This is a genomic window from Rhodanobacter umsongensis (assembly GCF_042654965.1).
GTDB lineage: Bacteria > Pseudomonadota > Gammaproteobacteria > Xanthomonadales > Rhodanobacteraceae > Rhodanobacter > Rhodanobacter umsongensis.
On sequence record NZ_JBHSMK010000005.1, the window covers coordinates 178713 to 199437 of the forward strand.

Here is a 20725-nt window from a genome sequence, read left to right on the forward strand (position 1 = left end):
CGGACCACGCCACTCCAAAACGTCGTGACTTCGCCGAGGTGGCCGTGAACCGAATCCGCATGATCGTCGCGCTGGCGCTGATCTACATGATCTTCGCGATCCTGCTCAACAGCGTCGGCACGGTGATCCTGCAGTCGATCGCCACCTTCGGCATCGACAAGCCGGAAGCCAGCGCGCTGGAGCGCTACAAGGACCTCACCATCGCGGCCACCTCGTTCCTGGTCGCCTCATTCCTGCCGATGTTCGGCTACCGGCGTTCGATGATGCTGGCCCTGGCCATCGTCGGCGGCGCCTGTCTGCTGATGCCGCTCTACCCCGGTTTCCTGACCACGCGGCTGTTGTTCGCCTGTGTGGGCATCGCGTTCGCGATGACCAAGGTCTGCGTGTACTCCTCGATCGGCCTGCTCACCACCCATCGCGTCGCGCACTCGCGGCTGACCAATACCATCGAAGGCCTGTTCATGGTCGGCGTGCTCGCCGGCAACTGGATATTCAGCGCCTTCGTCGATTCGACCAATCCGGGCAACCCGGTGTGGGTCAACGTGTACTGGGTGCTGGCCGCCGCTTGCGCGCTGGTCATCCTGCTGCTGGCGGGCAGCCGGCTCGACGAGAGCCCGGCGCATGCCCACGGGCACAACAACTCATTCTCCGACTCGCTGCTGGAGATGCTGCAGCTGTTCGTTCGACCGCTGGTGTATGTGTTCCTGGCCTCGGCGTTCCTGTATGTGCTGATCGAGCAGAGTTTCGGCACCTGGCTGCCCACCTTCAACAACGAGATCCTGAAGCTGCCGAACGCGATGAGCATCCAGTTCGCCAGCATCCTTGCCGGCATGACCGCATTGGGCCGGATCGGGGCAGGCATCGTGCTCAAGCGCGTACGCTGGCATACGCTGCTCAACGTGTGCGTGGTGGGGATGGGCGTGCTGGTGGTGGTGGTGCTGCCGCTGGCGCGCGGCGTCGTGGCACGGCCGCACGTGGGCTGGTTCAACGCGCCGGCCGCCGCTTACCTGATCCCGCTGCTCGGCCTGCTGATGGCGCCAATCTACCCGGTGATCAACTCGGTCGCGCTCAGTTCACTGCCCAAGCCGATGCACGCGGCCATGACCGGGCTGATCGTGGTGTTCTCCGCGCTCGGCGGCACCATGGGTTCGTACATCACGGCGCGGGTGTTCGCCCGCTTCGACGGCATCCACGCGTTCTATTTTTCGCTGCTGCCGATGACGCTGATCCTGATCACGTTGTTCTTCTTCAAGCGCGAGACCGACCGCGCTGCCGTCGTGGCCGTCTCGCCGGCGGAAGCGCTGCCATGAGTCCCGGCCGCCGGGCGCTGCCAGCCGCAAGGTTCGCTGCGAGCGTTGCTCGAACTGCATCCCTGCTGCCGCCCTGCGCCCCGACCCGAGGAGCCGTGCCGAAATGATCCCGCTACGCCACCACCTGCTTCCCGGCATTGCGCTCGGCCTGTTGCTGGCCAGTGCAAGCGCCCGTGCGACCGCCACCGATCCCGGCTTCCTGCTCACAGGCACCGCGGAAAATTTCGGCACGTATTTCCCCAGCTACCTGGCCAACGGCTATTTCTCCACGATGACCTCGGTGCGCGGCACCGAGGGCAACCGTGCGTACATGGTCGCGTTCATGGATTACAAGCCGGACGACATCGCGCGCCCCGCCGCGATCCCCGGCTGGAGCGAGATCGACTACAACCCCGGCGGCGGCTGGCTCAATTCGACCCGCATCGACAAGAAGATCTTCGCCGACTATGCGCAGACGCTGGACATGCACGACGGCACGCTGTCGACCAGCTACCGCTTCGTGTACGCGAACAAGTCGACCGACATCAAGGTCACCACGTTCGTCAGCCAGGCCTCGAACCACCTGGCGGCGACGCAGCTTGCCATCACGCCGCAGTTCGACGGCAGCGTGCAGCTGACCTTTCCGATCCGGCTGTGGTCCGAACACCAGCCGCGCTTCCCGATCGCCAGCATGAGCGGCGACGAGATGATCGCCGCGGTGATCGCCAGCGGCCAGACGCTGGACAACAAGCCGGTGCCGACGCCCGACCGCGCCGCCGTGTGGTACCCCGGCTACACCCGCGTGCTGGCCAGCGACGGCGACACCAAGGAACTGACGCTATGGCTGGACGGCCGCGCCGAACACGGCCTGACGATGGCCGAGGCGGCGGCGATCGGGCTGCCGCCGGGCCTCGCGATCGAAAGCGTGAAGCTGGAAAAAGGCCCGTACAAGCTGTCGCTCGACCTCACCGCCAGGGTGCAGAAGGGCAAGACCTACGTCTTCACCAAATACATCGCCGCGTCGCGGCAGGACTGGGGCGGCGACGCCCGCGACAATGTGGCGTTGGCCAAGGCCGCGCGCCAGAAGGGCTTCGCCGCGTTGCTCGCCGAACACCAGGCCGCCTGGCACGAGCTGTGGACGTCCGACATCGTGGTCGATGGCGATCCGGACGTGCAGCGCGCCGTGCATTCGGACCTTTACTACCTGCTGTCCAACTCTACCGTGGGCACGGCCTGGCCGATGGGTGCCTGCGCGCTGACCCCGGGCTACGCCGGCCACGCCTTCTGGGACAGCGATTCGTGGGTGTTCCCCGCCCTGCTCCTGCTGCACCCGGAACGCGCCAAGCCGATCGTGATGTTCCGCGCGCGCACCATGCAGCCCGCGCGCGAGCGGGCCAAGCAGTACGGCGTGAAAGGCACCATGTACCCGTGGGAGGCCGACCCGGAAACCGGCGTCGACCACACGCCGCACTTCGCCTACGGCGTGTTCCGCGAGATCCACGTCAACGCCGACATCGCGATCGCGCAGTGGCAGTACTACCTCGCCACGGGCGACGACGCCTGGCTGAAGCAGCAGGGCTGGCCGGTGATCCGCGAGATCGCGCAGTTCTGGATCAGCCGGGTCACCTACGACAAGGCGCAGGACCGCTACGAGATCCACCACGTCACCTCGCCCGACGAAGCCTACGACGACGTGCCGAACGACTCGTTCACCAATGCCGCCGCGCGCAAGTCGCTGCAGATCGCGATCAAGGCCGCGAAGCTGGTCGGCGCCGCGCCCGATCCGCAATGGGCCGCGATCGCCGCGAAGATGTACATCCCGTTCGACCAGAAGAACCAGCGCCATCTCGACTTCGACGCCTCGGTACCGCACGACAAGATCACCTGGATGGGCTCGTCGCTGGCCTGGCTGATGTATCCGAACCTGGACCTGCCGATGTCGCCGCAGGTGCGCCGCAATGACTTCGCGTTCCAGCTGCACGAACTGAAAGTGCATGGCGACGACCCGAACGAGATGATGATGGTGATGCTCGCCGTCGGTGCGGCCGAACTGGGCGACAGCAAGGCCGCCGGCGAGTGGATCCAGCGCAACCTGGTCGGCTTCCTGAAACCGCCGTTCAACGTGCGCACGGAAACCGTCGCCAACAACGCGGGCTACATCCTCGCGACTTCGGCCGGCTTCGTGCAGAGCTTCGTCTACGGTCTCAGCGGCCTGCGCATCGAGGACGACAGCCTGGCCGAAGCGTATGCGCCGGTGCTGCCGTCGGGATGGACATCGCTGACGCTCAAGCGCATCACGTTCCGCGGCAAGCGCTACGACATCCGCATCGATCGCGATGCCGGCGGCAAGGCAAGGCTGACCCGAACGGCGCTGTGAGGCGGAGGCATCGCACCATGAAGCGACGACACCAGACCTTCTGCCGGCTCATCGCACTGGGCGCCTGTGGCGTCGCTGCAATAGCGCGCGGGCAGACCGATCCCGGCTTCCTGCTGACCGCCACCGCGAAAGACTTCACCAATTATTTTCCCGGCCAGTTGGCCAACGGTTATCTCTCCACCTTCACCGCACCGCGCGGCACCGAGGGCAATCTCGCGTATCTGGTCGCTTTCATGGATTACACGAAGGACGACATCGCGCGACCTGCGGCCATTCCCGGCTGGACCGAGATCGACTACAGCACCGGCCAGTCCGCCGCCGGCCATTTCTGGATGAATCAGGTCGATCTCTCGCCGGCGGTATTCCAGGACTACCGGCAGACGCTGGATCTGCACGACGCCACCCTGACCACGCGCTACCGCTACCTCGATCACGGCAGGACCACGGCGGTCGAAGTGACGACTTTCGTCAGCCAGGCTTCGTCGCACCTGGCCGCCACGCGACTCTCGATGACGCCGGACTTCGACGGCGAGATCGAGCTTTCGTTCGCGCTCAACACCTGGGCACCGCATCTGCCGCGCTTCGCGCTGGGCAAGCTGAGCGGCGAGCAGATGCAGGAACAGGTCGCCTCGCGCAACCTGAAACTGCAGGCGATTCCGCCCGCGACGCCGGACCGCGCGCCGCTGTGGTACCACGGCGACACCCACGTGCTCGACAGCGACGGCGATGAGCACGACCTCACGCTCCGGCTCGACGGCCGCGCCGAACGGGGCCTGGCGATGGCCGAGGCCGCGGCGATCCAGTTGCCCGACGGCGTGAAGCCGCGCGAATCGCGGTTCTACCGCAGCGACTACCGCCTGGCCCTGAACCTGCGCGTGCCGGTGCACAAGGGCATCAGCTACACCTTCACCAAGTACGTCGCCGCGTCGCGCCAGGGCTGGGGCGGCGACGCCAAGGCCGATCTCGCACTGGCGAAGGCGGCGCGAGGTGCGGGATTCGCGAAGCTGCTGGCGGCGCACCAGGCGGCATGGCACGAGCTGTGGCAGACCGACATCCGCATCGACGGCGATCCGCAGGCGCAGCGGATCGTTCACTCCGACTTGTACTACCTGCTGTCCAATTCGACCCGCGACACGGCGTGGCCGATCGGCGCCTGCGGCATGACCACCGGCTATGCCGGGCACGCCTTCTGGGACAGCGATTCGTGGGTGTTCCCGGCACTGTTGCTGCTGCATCCGCAACGGGCGAAGTCGCTGGTGATGTTCCGCAGCCGCACCCTGCCGGCCGCCGAACAACGCGCGCGCGAACGCGGCCTGCGCGGCGCGATGTATCCGTGGGAGGCCGATCCGCAGAACGGCAGCGAACAGACCCCGCACTTCGCCTACGTGCTGGGCAAACGCGAGATCCACGTCAACGCCGACATCGCGATCGCGCAATGGCAGTACTACCTGGCCGGCGGCGACAAGGCCTGGCTGGAGCAGCATGGCTGGCCGGTGATCCGCGCCGTTGCGGAGTTCTGGGCCAGCCGGGTGACATACAACGCGCCGCAACAGCGTTATGAAATCCTGCACGTCACCTCGGTCGACGAGGATTACAACGACGTGCCGAACGACACCTTCACCAACGTCTCCGCGGCCAAGGCGCTGCGCATCGCCAGCGCCGCCGCGAAGATCGTGGGTGCCACCCCCGATCCGCGCTGGGCAGACATCGCTGCGCGCATGGTTGTACCGTTCTCCGCGAAGGACGGCCATCACCTGGACTTCGACCCCAACGTGCCGCACGGCATCGACTCCTGGGGCGGCAGCGCCCTGCCGATGCTGGCGTATCCCTCGCTCGACCTGCCGATGGACGCAGGCTTGCGCCGGCGCGACTTCGACTATGCGCTGGCGCCGATCCGTCATTCGCAGCGCGACCCCAACAGCATGGGGCTGGCGCCGACCTCGATCGCCGCCGCCACCCTGGGCGACGGCGCCGAGGCCAACGCGTGGTTCCAGCGCAACATCACCGCAAACGTGCTGAAACCGCCGTTCAACGTGCGCACCGAAACCGCCAACAACAACACCGGCTACTTCCTCACCGCCGCCGCGGGGCTGCTGCAGAACGTCGTCTACGGCTTCTCCGGCCTGCGCATCGAGCAGGACGGGCTGGTCGAGGCGTACGCGCCGATGCTGCCGCCGCGGTGGACATCGCTGACGCTCAGGCGCATCGCCTTTCGCGGCAAGCTCTACGACATCGCGATCAGCCGCGATGCCAACGGCAAGGCCAGGTTGAGCCGCACCTTGCGCACCACCCCATGAACCGGGAGCAGCACACATGATCAACCCATCCAGCCCCGCTTGCGCAAAGACCCCTGCCGCCATTGTCCGGCATCATCGCTTGATGAAGACGCTGGCCACGCTGCTGCTGTTTTCCGCTACCGCAGCATCGGCCATGCCGGCCACGCCGAATCCCGCGAAGACGCGCGCCTACATCGACAAGGCCTGGACCACCCTGACGCGCTCGATGGACGATTGCCGCTCGCTGACCGACACCAAGGTGGCTGGTCATCCGGTGCTGTACCTGCCGACGAACCTGCCCATGCCGGCGCAAAGGGCCGACATCGGCAAGCGCTGCGGCGTGGACGTGCGCAAGCTGCCGCGCGCGATCGACCGGCTTGGCGACATCGACGCCACGAAGCTGTCCGCTCAAGGCCTGCTGTATCTGCCGCACCCCTACGTCGTACCGGGCGGCTTCTTCAACGAGATGTACGGCTGGGACAGCTACTTCATCGTGATCGGCCTGGCCGCCGATCGGCGCACCGCGCTGGCGAAGGACATGGTCGACAACGCGTTGTTCGAAGTGGAGCACTACGGCGGCGTGCTCAACGCCAACCGCACCTATTACCTCAGCCGCTCGCAGCCGCCGTTCCTCAGCGCGATGATGGCCACCGTGCTCGACGATCCGGCGAGCTTTCCCGATGCCGAGGCAAGGCGCGCCTGGCTGGTCCGCGCGTATCCGCTGGCCGTGCGCAACCACGACATCTGGACGCGGCCCGAACACCGCGCCGGCGACACCGGACTCGCGCGCTACTATGACCTGGGCAGCGGCCCCGTGCTGGAAGCGCACGACAGCAAGTACTACCTCGGCGTCATCAAGTGGCTGCGCGCGCATCCGGCCGATGATCCCGGCTATCTCATCAAGGCACCGCAACATCCGGACGATGCCGAGGCGGCTCGCCTGCAGCAGGCGAGCTGCGACCTGCGCGCCTCCAAGGTCTGCGCCGGCGCGTGGTTCGACGGCTACCGCCTCACCGCGGACTATTTCCACGGCGACCGCGCCATGCGTGAATCCGGCTTCGACACCAATGCGCATTTCGGACCCTTCGGCGGCTCGACCCATCATTACGCCGACGTCAGTTTGAACAGCCTGCTCTACCGCTACGAGGGCGATCTGCACGACTTTGCCTTGCAGCTGGGCAAGGCCGGCGACGCCGAACGCTGGAGCCAGGCGGCCGAAGCGCGCAAGGCGGCGATGAACAAGTACCTGTGGCGTCCTGAGTCCGGCATGTACCGCGACTACGACTTCGTGGCCGGCAAGCCTTCGCCTTATCCCTACATCACCACGTTCTATCCGCTGTGGGCCGGCGCCGCCTCCGCGCAGCAGGCCGCCGCGGTGCGCGGCCAGCTGGCCGTCTTTGAACGCCTGGGCGGCCTGAGCATGGACAACCGCCCCGCCGGCGTGCAGTGGGGCGACCCGTTCGGCTGGGCGCCGACCAACTGGCTGGCCGTGGCCGGCCTGGATGCCTACGGCTTCCACGACGACGCGCGGCGCATCGCCGGCAAGTTCACCGCCACGGTGGACCGCGGCTTCGCCGACGACGGCACGATCCGCGAGAAATACAACATGGCGTTGGGCAATGCGGATGTGAAGGTCAGCGCCGGCTACAGCCAGAACGTGATCGGCTTCGGCTGGACCAATGGCGTGTACCTGAAGATGCAGGACATCCTGCACCGCGCCGATGCCAAGGCCCCGCACCTCGCTGCGCCGGTCGACGTGAAATGACACCCGCGCCGATCGAGCCGCTCCTGCTGCGGCAGGGGGCGATCATGCGCGCGACACGTCATGCACATCCCGCCGGAACCCGTCGGTTCCGCGCCTCGCCGCTCGCCATGGCCCTGCTCTGCACGACTGCATTTGCGCAGCACGCACCATCCGGAGTGCGGGCCGACGGCAGCGTGACCACGCCTGCGGCGGCCATCCCGTACTCGGCCTATGCCTCGCCGCAGGCACGCGCCCTCTTCCTTCAGATGATCGCCGAGGGAAGCAAGGCACCGCCGCTGAGCGCGCCGATCGCGCAGAGCCGCGACTTCTATGACCGCCTCAACAGCGCCCGCGCCGCGCGCATGGAAAAGCTCTACCCGGTGACGACGCACCGCGAAACGATGAACGGCGTAAGCACCGACGTGGTGTTGCCCGCCCAGGGCATCGCCGCGAGAAACCGCCATCGCGTACTGGTCAACCTGCATGGCGGCGCGTTCCTGTGGGGTGCTCGCAGCGGCGCGCTGGTGGAATCGATCCCCATCGCCAGCCTCGGCCGCATCAAGGTCATCAGCGTCGATTACCGGCAAGGGCCGGAACACGTGTTCCCCGCGGCCAGCGAGGATGTGGAGGCGGTCTACCGCGCGCTGCTCAAGCAGTACCCGGCGAAGAACATCGGCATTTACGGCTGTTCGGCCGGCGGCGTGCTCACCGGCGAGGCCGTGGCGCGGATCATCACGAAAGAGCTGCCGGTACCGGGCGCCATCGGCACCTTCTGCGGCTCGGTCAGCGAACTGGCCGGCGACTCCACCTACATCGCGCCCATGCTCAACGGCGCCCCGTCGTCCACCGGTCCGCTCAAGCTGGCCGACCTGCCGTACTTCAAGGGCGCCAGCGCCAGCGATCCGCTGGTGTTCCCGGCCAACTCGCCCGCGCTGCTGGCCAAGTTTCCGCCGACCCTGCTGATCACCGGCACGCGCGACTTCACCATGAGTGCCGTGCTGCACAGTCAGGCGCTGCTGGCGGCCGCCGGGGTGGACGCCGAGCTGCATGTCTGGGACGGCATGTGGCATTCGTTCTTCTCCGACCCGGAGATGCCCGAATCCCGCGAGGCCTATGCGGTGATGGTGAGCTTCTTCGACCGCAGGCTGGGGCACTAGCAGTCTTTGCCCCGCAGCGCAGGGCCGGGTATTCTCTGTGGTATCGATAGCCACGCGCCGTGCCATGAATCCACAGACCGTTCTGGTCATTGACGACGAACGCGACATTCGCGAATTGCTGACCATCACCCTCGGGCGGATGGACTTGCAAGTCGACGCTGTTGGCACCGTGGGAGAAGCGCGTCGCGCGCTGGGCGAGCGCAGCTATGACCTCTGCTTCACCGACATGCGCCTGCCCGACGGCAATGGGCAGGAGGTGATCGAGCTGATCGCCGCCAGCCATCCGGACACGCCGGTGGCGATGATCACCGCCTACGGCAACGTCGATGCGGCCGTGAACGCACTCAAGGCCGGGGCGTTCGATTTCGTCTCCAAGCCGGTCGACATCCAGATGCTGCGCGGCCTGGTGCGCACCGCCCTGCGCCTGGCCGAGGAAAAGCGCAACGGCGGCGCGGCGGCGAAAACCGGCGACTCGGGCGACCGCCTGATCGGCGACTCCGCGGCGATGCAGCAGGTGCGCTCCACCATCGGCAAGCTGGCGCGCAACCAGGCGCCGGTCTACATCGCCGGCGAATCCGGCGTGGGCAAGGAACTGGTGGCACGGCTGATCCACGAGCAGGGCCCGCGTGCCAGCGGCCCGTTCGTGCCGGTCAACTGCGGTGCGATCCCGTCCGAATTGATGGAAAGCGAGTTCTTCGGCCATCGCAAGGGCAGCTTCACCGGCGCCAGCGTGGACAAGGAGGGCCTGTTCCAGGCCGCCCAGGGCGGCACCCTTTTCCTCGACGAGGTGGCCGAGCTGCCGCTGCACATGCAGGTCAAGCTGCTGCGCGCGATCCAGGAAAAAGCCGTGCGCCCGATCGGCGGCCGCGACGAGATCCCGGTCGACGTGCGCATCCTTTCCGCCACCCACAAGAACCTCGGCCAGCTGGTCGAGCAGGGCCAGTTCCGCCAGGACCTGTTCTATCGCATCAACGTGATCGAGCTGCGCGTGCCGCCGCTGCGAGAACGTCGCGGCGACGTGCCGCTGCTGTCCTCGTTCATCCTCAAGGCGCTGGCCGGCAAAAGCGGCGATGGCGTCGGCCAGCTTTCGCCGGCCGCACGCGACGCGCTGGATGCCTACGATTTCCCCGGCAACGTGCGCGAACTGGAGAACATCCTCGAACGCGCAATGGCGATGTGCGACGGTGCCGTCATCGACGCCTCCGACCTGATGCTGCCGCAGCGCGGCGCGCGCCCCGCCCATGACACCGCGTCATCAGCAGGGCATGAAACGGCGACAACGGCCGCATCGCCGGCCGCTGCCAGCGCCAACGGCGGGCTCGACGACTACATCAGCAATCTCGAGCGCACCGCCATCGTCAAGGCGCTGGAAGAGTCGCGCTACAACAAGACCGCCGCCGCCCGCAAACTCGGCATCACCTTCCGCGCGCTACGCTACAAGCTGAAGAAGCTCGGCATCGACTGAGCCCGGCAATCGCCGCGGCGGTGCGCTCACACCGAGCGCGTCGCCTCCACCGGCGGCACCCCTGCGGCGCGGCGCGCCGGACCGAACACGGCCAGTTGCCCAAGCAGCCACAGCGACAGCGCACCGACGCCGAGCAGCCACGGCGGCATCCGCGGCAATTCGTAGTGCGTCATCAGCGACAGGTTCGCGGCGATGCCGAGTGCCGCGCCCAGCACCACGCCGATGCCGACGATCAATGCGTTCTCGATCTGGAAATAACGCCGGATGTCGCCGCGCGTCGCGCCCAGCGCCCGTCGCACCCCGATCGATCGGCGTCGCTGACCGACCCAGAAACTGCTCAGGCCCACGATGCCGCCGGCCGTCGCCAGCAGCAGCAACACGCACATCGCGCCCATCATGATCGCCACGCCGCGATCGGTGGAGTACGCCTTGGTGCGGGCCTGTGCCAGCGTGACCACGCCGTCCTCCGGGCTGATCAGGCGCATGCGGTTCTGCGCCACCAGTGCGGCCGGGGCCGAATGCAGTACCGCGGCCAGCCGACCCGGCTGCGTGCGCACCAGATAGACCACGCCTTCGTCGGGGTTGGCGCTAAGCGCCGGCAGCAGCACCGTGTATTCGTCGATCGAGCGTGTGCTGCTGCCCGCGTAACTGCCTTCCAGCCGGTCGACCACGCCGATGATCGTGCTCGGGCTCTCATCGCTCAGATAGACACGCTGGCCCACGGCCGCGCCGCCGGGGAAAAGCTTGTGGGCCAGGTCGCGCGTGATGATGATCACCGCCGGCACCAGCTTGTCGTACGGACCGGGGCTGCCGATCTCGTCGGCGCGGAAGTTGCGGCCCGCCACCAGCGTGATGCCGAACGTGTCGATTGCGTGCTCGTCGGCAAAATAGGAAAGCGCCAGCTGCAGCTTCTTCTGCTCGACCCGATGCTTGATGCGCACCAGCCCGCCGCCGCCCTCTTCCAGCGGATAGGCCTGGCTGGCGAACGCGTCGCGCGCGCCCGGCACCTTGCGCAAGGTCGCCAGGTCGGCGCGCATCTGCGCATGGATATGCGGTACGTCCGGCTGGCCGACCCATTCGTTCTTGATCACGAACAGGTTCGCCTCGTCCGTACCTGTCGGGCGCGACAGATGCACCACCCGCGTCTTGACGATGAACAGCGCGTTGCTGACCACGGTGAGGGTCAGCGCGATCTGCAGCACGATCAGCAGCGTGGCCATCTTGTGCCGGCGCAGTGCGGCGAGGATGGGGCGCAGCTGCATGGTCGTGTTCATCCGTTCGACTTCAGCTGCCACGCCGGCTGCACCTGGGCGGCGCGCCAGGTGGGGTACAGCGCGGCGATCAGACTGGCAGCCACCGCGACCAGCACGGTCAGCAGGAACAGCGACGCGTCCAGCCGCGCCAGCCGGGCGATCTCCGGCTCGAACACCTTGCCGATGCCGGCCATGCCCAGCGCCGTCAGCAGCAGGCCCAACAAGCCACCGGCCAAGCCGATTACCGCCGCCTCGGTCAGGAACTGGCGATAGATCGCCCCACGCGACGCACCCAGCGCGCGGCGCACGCCGATCTCGGGTGCGCGGTGCATGAAGCGGGCCAGCATCAGGCCGACCACGTTGATGAGGCAGATCAGCAAAAAGCTCACCGAGACGATCATCGACAGCGCCGAGGCCTTCGGTACCACTTTCATTATGTGCAGCCACTGCCCGACATCGGACAGGCGCACGTTCGGTGGCCAGTCGAAGCGGCCGACACGCTGCTGTTCGGCCGCGTAGTTGTGCAGCCAGTCGCGGTAACGCGCCACGTCAGCACGCGTGGGCAGCTCCACCCACGCGGCGATCCACGCGCATTCGCTGTGCAGCACGCTGTCCCAGTTCGGCAGATCGGAATCGACGGAGTTCGTGCTGCAATAGAAATTGACGCTGGCGGCCTTCTGCAGATCAATGGCGCGACTGAACGGGAGGTACAGCTGGCGCGGATGGCTGAAGGGATACCACGCACTACTCATATCGAAGAAGCGCGGGCTGGGATTCCAGTCGTCCAGCACACCGACGATGCGGTAGCTGTGCGCGTCCAGGTCGATCTCGCGGCCCACGCTGTCGGCGCCGCCGAACAGCTTCTGGTTGAGCGCGCTGCTGATGACGACCACCGCCGCGCGCTGGTCGTCATCATGGGCCGACCAGCCGCCGCCGTAGCGGAACCGCGCGTCGAACATCGCGAAGAAATCGCTGCTCACCGCATCGCCTTCCTGCGAGAACGGCAGGCGCTGCGCGTCACCCGGCAGCACCGTCCACTTGCTGCCGTAGATCAACACCTGCCGGCGAGCCTGGCGCGCCTGCAGCAACGCCACGGCATCGGTGTAGCTGAGGAGCTGAGGCGGCTGACCCTTCCAGTTGTGCGCCGGCCCAAAGTTGTCGATCTGCGGCACGAACAGCTGGTTCGACTTCCACGGGATCGGGTCGGCCGCGGCGGCGCGGAACACCGCGAAGCTGACCATGCAGGTGGCGACGCCGCAGCCCATCAGCAACACGACCAGCGCGGTCAGCGCCTTGCTGCGGCGGAAGCTGCGCCAGGCGAGACTGCCGTAGTACCTCAGCACGCCATGCCCGATCGGCATGCTGCCGGTCTCGTCCGCGCGGCAGCTGACCTACTCTGCCGCGCTGGCCGCCCCCAGCGCCCTGCGCAGCGTGCGCAGAAGTGCTGGCGCGGTGAAAGGCTTGTCGACCACATAGAGATGCTCCAGGGGAGGCAGTTCCTGCAGATCCGGCGCAGCGCCGGGACGGGCCAGCAGAATCACGCCGCCCGAGTAGCCCCGCCCAACCAATTCGGCCAGCGTGCGCACGCCGGTCAACAGGTTCATGTCGGCGTCAAGGACCACCAGGTCGGGCAAGCCGCCGGCCTCGATCCATTGCAGCGCGGCGGTGCCGCTCTGGCTGGCGTGGGGCTGATAGCCGTATGCGTCCAGCATGTCGGCCAGCAGCGACAGCTGGCCGGCTTCCTCCACCACCACCAGCACACGTTCGGCGGCGCCTTCCAGCTCGTCCCGGGCTTCCGGTTGCTCGTCGCCGACCAGTTCGCCCAGCGGAAAGTACAGATCGAAACGACTGCCGCGTCCGGCGCCACTGTCCACCCGCATCACGCCCCCGTGACTGTTGACGATGCGCTTGCACGACAGCAGGCCGAGCCCGGTCCCGGTTTCCTTGGTGGTGTAGAACGGTTCGAACAGATGCTCCAGCACGCTCTCGTCCATGCCGGGGCCGCTGTCGATCACGCTGATGCGCAGGTAGCGGCCCAGTCGCGGTTGCTCATCAGGCCGGAAAAAGTCGCCGGGCAGCTCCAACTGCGATGTCTCGATGCGCAGGTGGCCGCCCTCGGGCATCGCCTGAACAGCGTTCAGGCAGAGGTTGAGCAGGCATTGCTGCAGCTCGGTATGGTTGCCCTCGAACGTGAGCTCGGGGTCGTCGAGGGCCAGCTCCATCGTCACCGTGCGTGGCACGCTGCCTTGTATCAGCAAGCCGAACGCGCTGAACAACGCGCCCAGCTGCACCTGCTCCGCGCGCCGCGCGCCGCGGGCAAACGACAGCATCGAATGCACCATGTCCAGGCCGCGTTTGCCACAGTCGCGCACCAGCTTGCCCAGCCGCGCCAGGCGTGGATCGTCCTGGTAGTCCTGCAGGCTGTCGCCGACCAGCAGCAGCGGTTGCAACAGGTTGCGCAGATCGTGGCTGAGGCCGCCGGCCAACATCGCCAGGCTCTCGAAGCGCTGCGCCCGGATCAATTCCAGCTCGGCCCGCCGGTTGCCCCGGCGGGCTTCCGCTTCGTTCAACGCACGGCGCACCGCGCTGGCCAGCCGGGCCGGATTCTGCTTCAGGATGTAGTCGGTCGCGCCGTTGCGCAGCGCCTGTACCGCCGCCTCCTCGCCCAACGTGGCGGAAACGAAGATGAACGGCAGGTCTTCGTCCTGCCGGCGCAGCAGTTCGAGCGCGCGCTGACCGGAGAAGCCGGGCATGCTGAGATCGGACAGCACGATATGCGGCTTGAACTCCTTCAGCGCCGTGAGGAAGCGGGCCTCGTCATCGACCACGCATACCTCATAGGTGAGGCCGTCGTTTTCAAGTTCGGCCAGTACCAGTTCGGCATCAAGCTCGCTGTCCTCCACCTGCAGGATACGAACGGTTGGTAGGGCTCGAAGCTGCCGGTTGGCCATGGCGTCTCCTTAGTGGCATTGCCTTGATTGTTCCGACTGCTTGTCCCTGGCAAGGGGCCGCAGGTTCCTGCCGGGGTGCGGCCCTTCGATTTCGCTGCGCCGCACCGGGGGCGAACCGAGGGATGGTGCTGTCGCCCTCGATCAGTCCGCCTCGGGCGCCTGGTTCAGCACCGCCCAGAATTGTCCCAGGGTTCGCACGGCGTCGAAAAACTGATCCACGTCGACCGGCTTGATCACGTAGGCATTGGCGCCGAGATCCCAGCTGCGCGCCAGATCGCTTTCCTCGCGCGAGGAGGACAGGATCACTACCGGAATCCGCCGCAGTCGCTCGTCCGCACGCATCATCGTCAACACGTCCAGTCCGTTCATGCGCGGCATCTTGATGTCCAGCAACACCACCGCCGGATCGCCCGGGTCGCGGCTGGCCCACTCACCGCGGGCATACAGATAGTCCATGCATTCCACGCCGTCTTCCACATGCACCACCGGATTGGCCAGGTGCGCCTCGCCCAGCGCATCCATGGCCATTTCGGCGTCGGCCAGGCTGTCCTCGACCAGCAGGATGGTGCGCAAATCTTTCTTGTTCATGGCCGGATCCCGGAACGGTGAAATAGTCTACGCCGTAGCGACAGCATCGCCGGACGTTTGTGGCAAGGTGCGCGGGCACATGCGGGGACTTGGCGACCCGGTGAGCCCGGCGGGGCCGCCGCGCACCGCCGGCGCGGGCGCGCGGCGGAGGTCGCTGCAGGCGGGTGATCTTCCCTCACGCTCTCTGGTGTGCACCGGCCGTATCGGTGGCTGGCAGCGAAAAATGAAAACGTGCGCCCTTGCCCGGTTCGGCCTCGGCCCAGACGCGGCCGCCGTGGCGCGCCACGATGCGGCGCACGTTGGCCAGCCCGATGCCGTTGCCGGGGAACTCCGACGCGCGATGCAATCGCTGGAACACGCCAAACAGCTTGTCCGCGAATTGCATGTCGAAACCCGCGCCATTGTCGGCGACGGTGAATTCGTAGTCGCCCTGGCGCCCCTGTCGCATGCTCACCTCGATGCGCGCCACTTCGCACTGGCCGGTGTACTTCACTGCGTTGCTGAGCAGATTCTGCCATACGGTGCGCAGCATGTTCTCATCGCCAATGACCATCGGCAACGGCGCGATCGTCCATACGATACGCCGGCCTTCCACGCCGGAATCGACCAGCGCGCGCGCCTCTTCCACCAGCGATTGCATGTCCACCCCCTGCAGCCGGAGCGCGCCCCGACCGAGCCTGGAAAACACCAGCAGGTCATCGATGAGCTGGGCCATGCGCTGGGCCGAACTGGCGATCACTTCGATGTAGTGGCCGGCCCTGTCGTCAACGCGCTCGCCCAGATGCTGCTCCAGCTTGCGCGCGAAACCGGCGATGTGGCGCAGCGGCGCGCGCAGATCATGGGATACCGAATAGCTGAAGGCTTCCAGCTCGCGGTTGACGTCGGAAATCTGCGCCACCTTGCCTTCCAACTGGCGATTGAGGTCATTGACCTTCTGCTCGGCCAGCGCGCGCGTGGTGACGTCGCTCACCGTCAACAGCAGCGCCGGCGCGTCGTTGTGTTGCTGCTGCAGTCGGCGCGCGTTGACCACCAGGTGACGCTCCACGCCATCGACGGTGCGCTGGATCAGGTCGTAATCCCACAGTTCGCGATCGCGCAGCAACACGTCGCTCAACCGCTGCAGCAGCACCGTGTCGCTCCACGCACCGTTGCCGATGTCGGCCAGAGACTGCGCGTTGAGCGTCGGGTCCATCCCGTACAGTTCGCTGAAGGCGGTGTTCACCAGCAGGCTGTTGAGGTTTTCATCGAACAGCGCAATGGGTTCGCGCACGGCCTGGAAAATCAGCTGCGAACGCTGCACCGCCCGGCTCTCGCGGGTCTCGGCGCGCTGACGCTGACCGATCTGCCGTTCGGACATCAGCACGATGATGGTCAACAGCAGCAACTGCGCCACGGCGGTGACGGTCAGCACGGTGCGACTGTTGGACCCTTGCTGCCGGACGGCGGCCTGGCGTTGCTCCAGCAGGCGATCCTCGATCTGCACGATGCGGGTGATCTGGCTGCTGATGGTGAACAGGTCGCCCGCATCGCGCAGCGATTGCCGCGCGCCCGCCGCATCACCGTGCTGCAGCCGCGCCTGTGCCTGGCTCATCAGCGCGATGCGACCGCCCAGGCTGCTCCCCAGGGTACCGATCTGGACCTGCTGATCCGGGTTGTCCCGCGTCATCGTCCGCAGTTGCTGCACCAGCCCGGGCACGCGCTCGACAGCACTCAACGCGCGCTTGATTGTCAGCTCATTGCTGTCGCCAGCCAATATGCGATACGTGGCGCTTTCACTGTCGCGGACCAGATACGCCAGCTCGTAGGTCAGCGCCTTCACCGCCCCGGAGTGGTTCACCCAGGCGGACGCCCGCTCCGCATCGCGCGCGCCCGACCGTGTCACCACATACGGCAAGGCCACGATGACCAGCACCGCCAGCAACATGCCGGCGGTGCGCCAGCGCAGGATGCCTCTCGTCTTCATTACTGCTGGAAACCTCGACATGTCTGTCGCGTAAAGGCCTCCGGTATTCTGGCATGTTTCGGCCGCGACCTTGTCGCCAGGCCCGCGGTGCTCAGGGGCGGTAGCTGCTCATCGCCGCGGGCCTCGCCGCCATGGCAGCGCCCCACTGCGGATCGGGCCTGGCCTGCATGCTGAAATGCAGCTCGCCGCCGGCGACGATCTCGGCGTGATGCAGGTACGTGCGCTGCAGCGGCTTGCCGTTGAGCGTCACCGCGCCGACATAGGGATGCGCGTCATCCAGCGGCGATGCGCTGACCGTGAAGGTGCGGCCGCCGCCAAGGTGAATCGCAGCGCGCGACACGAACGGACGGCCGATGGCGTACTCGTCGCTGGCCGGCGTCACCGGATAGAAACCCAGCGCGCTGAACACGTACCAGGCCGACATCTGGCCCAGATCGTCGTTGCCGCTCAGGCCGTCGGGGCGCGGCGCGTACTGGCTGTCCATGATCTGCTTCAGGCGTTGCTGGGTCTTCCATGGCGCACCGGCGTAGTCGTAGAGATAGGCGATGTGGTGGCTCGGTTCATTGCCGTGCGCATACCAGCCGATCAGACCGGTGATGTCTTCCACGTTCTTGAAGTGCGAGGCGTCGACCTTCGCGTCGAACAGGGCGTCGAGCCTGGCGATGAATTTTGCATCGCCGCCCATCACCTGGACCAGCCCGGCCACGTCCTGCGGCACGTACCAGGAGTACTGCCACGCATTGCCTTCGGTGTAGTCGCTGCCGTAGCCGGCGGCTTCCGGATTGAACGGCTCGCGGAAGCTGCCGTCGGCCAACCGCGCACGCATGAAGCCGGTCTTCGCGTCCCACGCATGACGCCAGTTTGCCGCGCGCTTGCCGAAGGTCGCCGCGACGTCGTGCTTGCCCATCGCCTTGGCCATCTGCGCCAGCGACCAGTCGTCGTAGGCGTATTCCAGCGTCTTCGAGGCACCCTCCGGCTCCTTGTCGATCGGCACGTAGCCGAGCTTCATGTAGTCGGCGAGGTCGCCGTACGGGGCATAGGTGGCGCTGGCCACCATCGCCCTCATCGCCGCGTCCGCATCGAAACCGCGCACGCCCTTGATGTACGCGTCGGCGATCACCGGCACTGCGTGGTAGCCGATCATGCACCACGTCTCCAGGCCCTGGTACGCCCACACCGGCAGGATGCCGAACGGGCTGGCCTGCTGCGCGGCGATCAGCGAGCGGATGAAATCGGTGCTGCGGCCGGGATTCAGCAACGCCATCAGCGGCTGTTGCGCCCGGTATACATCCCACAGCGACCAGGTCGAATAGAAATCGAATCCTCTCGCCCGGTGCACCGCGTGATCCGGGCCGCGGTAGTCGCCATTGACGTCCATGCTCAGGGTCGGCGACAGCATGGCGTGATACAGCGCGGTGTAGAACAGCGTACGGGTACTGGCCGGAGCGTCGACGTCGACCACGGCCAGCGCCTTGTCCCAGGTAACTTTCGCTTCCGCCCGGCGGGCGTCGAAATCCCAGCCTGCGCCTTCCTGATCGAGATTGGCGATCGCGTTCGCCTCGTTCACCGGCGAAATCGCCACCTTCACTTCCAGCGGCCGCTTCAGCTTGCCGAAGTCGAACACGCCGACCAGCGCGCGACCGTTCTGCGCGTCGTGATCCTCGGCCTGGTTGCCCGGACCCTTGAAGCCCTTGTACGTGACGTCGGTTTCGCGATTGAGCAACTGGCGCGAGGTCATCGGTTGCGAGAAACGCAATGCGAAGCACAGCTCGCGACCCGGAGCCCAGCCGCGCGTGGTGCGGCAGCCGGTCACCGTGCCGTCTCCGTGCACGCGCAGGCTGGACCACAGCACCTTGCCGGCGTAATCGTAAATGCTCGGACGCAGGTCCAGCAGTACATGCGCCGGCTTGCCGGCCGGGAACGTATAGCGATGCCAGCCGATCCGCCGCCCGGCCGTGAGTTCGGCGCGCACGCCGTAGTCGCTCAGCGTCACCGCGTAGTAGCCGGCCTGCACCACCTCGCTGTCGTGCGAGAAACGCGAACGGTAACCGCTGCCCGGTCTGGCCGGGTCGCCGGGCTCGAGCTTCACCGCGCCGGCAATCGGCATCACCAGCACGTCGCCGAGGTCCGAATGGCCGGAGCCGGAGAAATGCGTGTGCGAGAAACCCATGATGCTGGTATCCGCGTACTGATAGCCGGCGGCCCACTTGTAGGCGTGCTTGACGTCCGGCATTGCGGTGTCCGGCGACAGCTGGATCATGCCGAACGGTACGGTGGCACCGGGAAACGTATGACCGTCGCCGCCGGTGCCGATGCGCGGGTCCACGGCTGCCGCATGGCCGCCGGTCAGGGTCGCCCCCTGCGCGCCGGCGGGCGCGGCCATCGTCATGCCGAGCCAGGCGCCGAGCACCCAGCCAAGTGCGCCGCGTATCGGAAAACCCATGGTCTTGTGCCTTTGGAACGAGTCAGAGCGGCACGCTAGCATCCGCCGGCCACCAAGGCATGCTGCGCCGCGACGTGCCAAACTGCGCCAATAAAGTACCTTTGGATCGTTCCAATCCGGCGAACGTGCGTGTCAAGCCCTCTCCCGATCGAGCGCAAGATCACCTTGAACGACATCGCCGCCGGCTGCGGCGTATCGCGCGCGACCGTGTCGCTGGTATTGCGCGGCAGCCCGCTGGTGAACAAGCTCACCCGCGCACGGGTCGAGGATGAACTGCGTCGGCAAGGCTACGTCTACAACCGCGCCGCGGCCAACCTGCGCAGCCGCACCTCGTCCAGCATCGCGCTGGTGTTGAATGACCTGGCCAATCCGTTCTTTGCCGAATTTGCCGCGGGCGTGGACGAGGCGCTTGGCGCCGGCGGCTTCGTCACCCTGCTCGGTTGCACCGGCGAATCGACCGTCCGCGAACGGGCCGTGCTCGGCTCGCTGCTGGAGCACGGCCCGGCCGGCATCATCCTGTCGCCGGCCGAACACAGCGAGGCACATCGGGTGGCAGCCGTGGTCGGGCGGCGCGTGCCGCTGCTGCTGTTCAACCGCGAGCTGGGCGGCACCCTGCCGGAATACGCGCACTGGGATCAACTGATGCTGGACAACCAGCGTGGCGCACGGCTGGCGACCGAGCACCTGATCGCCGGTGGCCATCGGCGCATCGCGTTCTTCGGCGGCCATCACGATTCCAGCTCATGCCGGCAGCGCCGCGCCGGCTATCTCGAGGCGATGCTCACCGCCGGCCTGCCCATCGAGCCGCGCTGGCAGGTCGAGTCCGCGCCAACCCGACTCGATGCGGCGCATCGCACCAGCGCGCTGTTCGAAGGCCCGCCGGCGCCGACCGCGGCGGTCTGCTACAACGACGCCGTCGCGCTCGGCCTGATGCTCGGCCTCAACCAGCGCGGTCTTCGCCCCGGCCGCGATTTCGCGCTGACCGGCTTCGACGACATCGCCGAGGCGGCGCTGGCCATGCCGCCGCTGACCACCTTGTCGACCGCGCCGCACGAGCGCGGCCGGCAGGCCGCACAACTGGTGATGCAACGATTGCAGCAGCCAGACGCCGCCAGCCAGCACACCATCGCACCGGTAGAACTGGTGGTGCGCGAAAGCAGCTGCCCACCGCCCGTCCACTGACCACCTGGGGAATCCGCATGGCTCTTGCCACTCGACC

At 66.9% G+C, this 20725-nt stretch carries 13 protein-coding genes; 7 read left to right on the forward strand and 6 right to left on the reverse strand.

Going from position 1 to position 20725, the window contains the following annotated elements; translation table 11 throughout:
• Window positions 1–59 precede the first annotated feature (59 nt).
• From ACFPME_RS10010 to ACFPME_RS10035, 6 genes are all read left to right on the forward strand, one after another.
• A complete protein-coding gene (locus tag ACFPME_RS10010; RefSeq protein WP_377305411.1) occupies window positions 60–1310 on the forward strand; it encodes an MFS transporter in 1251 nt (416 codons plus the stop codon).
• 106 nt (window positions 1311–1416) lie between these two features.
• Window positions 1417–3666, forward strand: coding sequence for a glycosyl hydrolase family 95 catalytic domain-containing protein (locus ACFPME_RS10015; RefSeq protein WP_377305413.1), 2250 nt, complete (start codon window positions 1417–1419; stop codon window positions 3664–3666).
• A 17-nt stretch (window positions 3667–3683) separates the two neighbouring features.
• Window positions 3684–5963, forward strand: coding sequence for a glycoside hydrolase family 65 protein (locus ACFPME_RS10020; protein ID WP_377304754.1), 2280 nt, complete (start codon window positions 3684–3686; stop codon window positions 5961–5963).
• Between the two features lie 16 nt (window positions 5964–5979).
• Window positions 5980–7707 (forward strand): trehalase family glycosidase, encoded by a 1728-nt coding sequence (locus tag ACFPME_RS10025; RefSeq protein ID WP_377304756.1) that lies wholly within the window; start codon window positions 5980–5982, stop codon window positions 7705–7707.
• 44 nt (window positions 7708–7751) lie between these two features.
• Window positions 7752–8843, forward strand: coding sequence for an alpha/beta hydrolase (locus ACFPME_RS10030; RefSeq protein WP_377304758.1), 1092 nt, complete (start codon window positions 7752–7754; stop codon window positions 8841–8843).
• A gap of 64 nt (window positions 8844–8907) precedes the next feature.
• On the forward strand, window positions 8908–10308 hold the full coding sequence (locus ACFPME_RS10035) for a sigma-54-dependent transcriptional regulator (RefSeq protein WP_377304760.1): 1401 nt from the start codon (window positions 8908–8910) through the stop codon (window positions 10306–10308).
• A 26-nt stretch (window positions 10309–10334) separates the two neighbouring features.
• Here ACFPME_RS10035 and ACFPME_RS10040 read toward each other — a convergent pair whose 3' ends face one another.
• From ACFPME_RS10040 to ACFPME_RS10065, 6 genes are all read right to left on the reverse strand, one after another.
• A complete protein-coding gene (locus tag ACFPME_RS10040; RefSeq protein WP_377304763.1) occupies window positions 10335–11582 on the reverse strand; it encodes an ABC transporter permease in 1248 nt (415 codons plus the stop codon).
• Window positions 11579–12922 (reverse strand): ABC transporter permease, encoded by a 1344-nt coding sequence (locus ACFPME_RS10045; RefSeq protein ID WP_377304765.1) that lies wholly within the window; start codon window positions 12920–12922, stop codon window positions 11579–11581. Before ACFPME_RS10045 ends, ACFPME_RS10040 begins: the two co-directional genes overlap by 4 nt.
• Window positions 12923–12952: 30 nt before the next feature.
• Window positions 12953–14512, reverse strand: a complete 1560-nt coding sequence (locus tag ACFPME_RS10050) for a response regulator (protein WP_377304767.1) — start codon at window positions 14510–14512, stop codon at window positions 12953–12955.
• Window positions 14513–14653: 141 nt separating this feature from the next.
• Window positions 14654–15100: a response regulator gene (locus ACFPME_RS10055; protein ID WP_377304769.1), complete on the reverse strand. Its 447-nt coding sequence runs from the start codon at window positions 15098–15100 to the stop codon at window positions 14654–14656.
• Window positions 15101–15275: 175 nt separating this feature from the next.
• On the reverse strand, window positions 15276–17063 hold the full coding sequence (locus tag ACFPME_RS10060) for a sensor histidine kinase (protein ID WP_377304771.1): 1788 nt from the start codon (window positions 17061–17063) through the stop codon (window positions 15276–15278).
• Between the two features lie 91 nt (window positions 17064–17154).
• Window positions 17155–19452 (reverse strand): GH92 family glycosyl hydrolase, encoded by a 2298-nt coding sequence (locus tag ACFPME_RS10065; RefSeq protein ID WP_377305415.1) that lies wholly within the window; start codon window positions 19450–19452, stop codon window positions 17155–17157.
• 183 nt (window positions 19453–19635) lie between these two features.
• Here ACFPME_RS10065 and ACFPME_RS10070 point away from each other — a divergent pair, with 183 nt between their 5' ends.
• A complete protein-coding gene (locus tag ACFPME_RS10070; RefSeq protein ID WP_377304773.1) occupies window positions 19636–20688 on the forward strand; it encodes a LacI family DNA-binding transcriptional regulator in 1053 nt (350 codons plus the stop codon).
• Window positions 20689–20725: the final 37 nt, after the last annotated feature.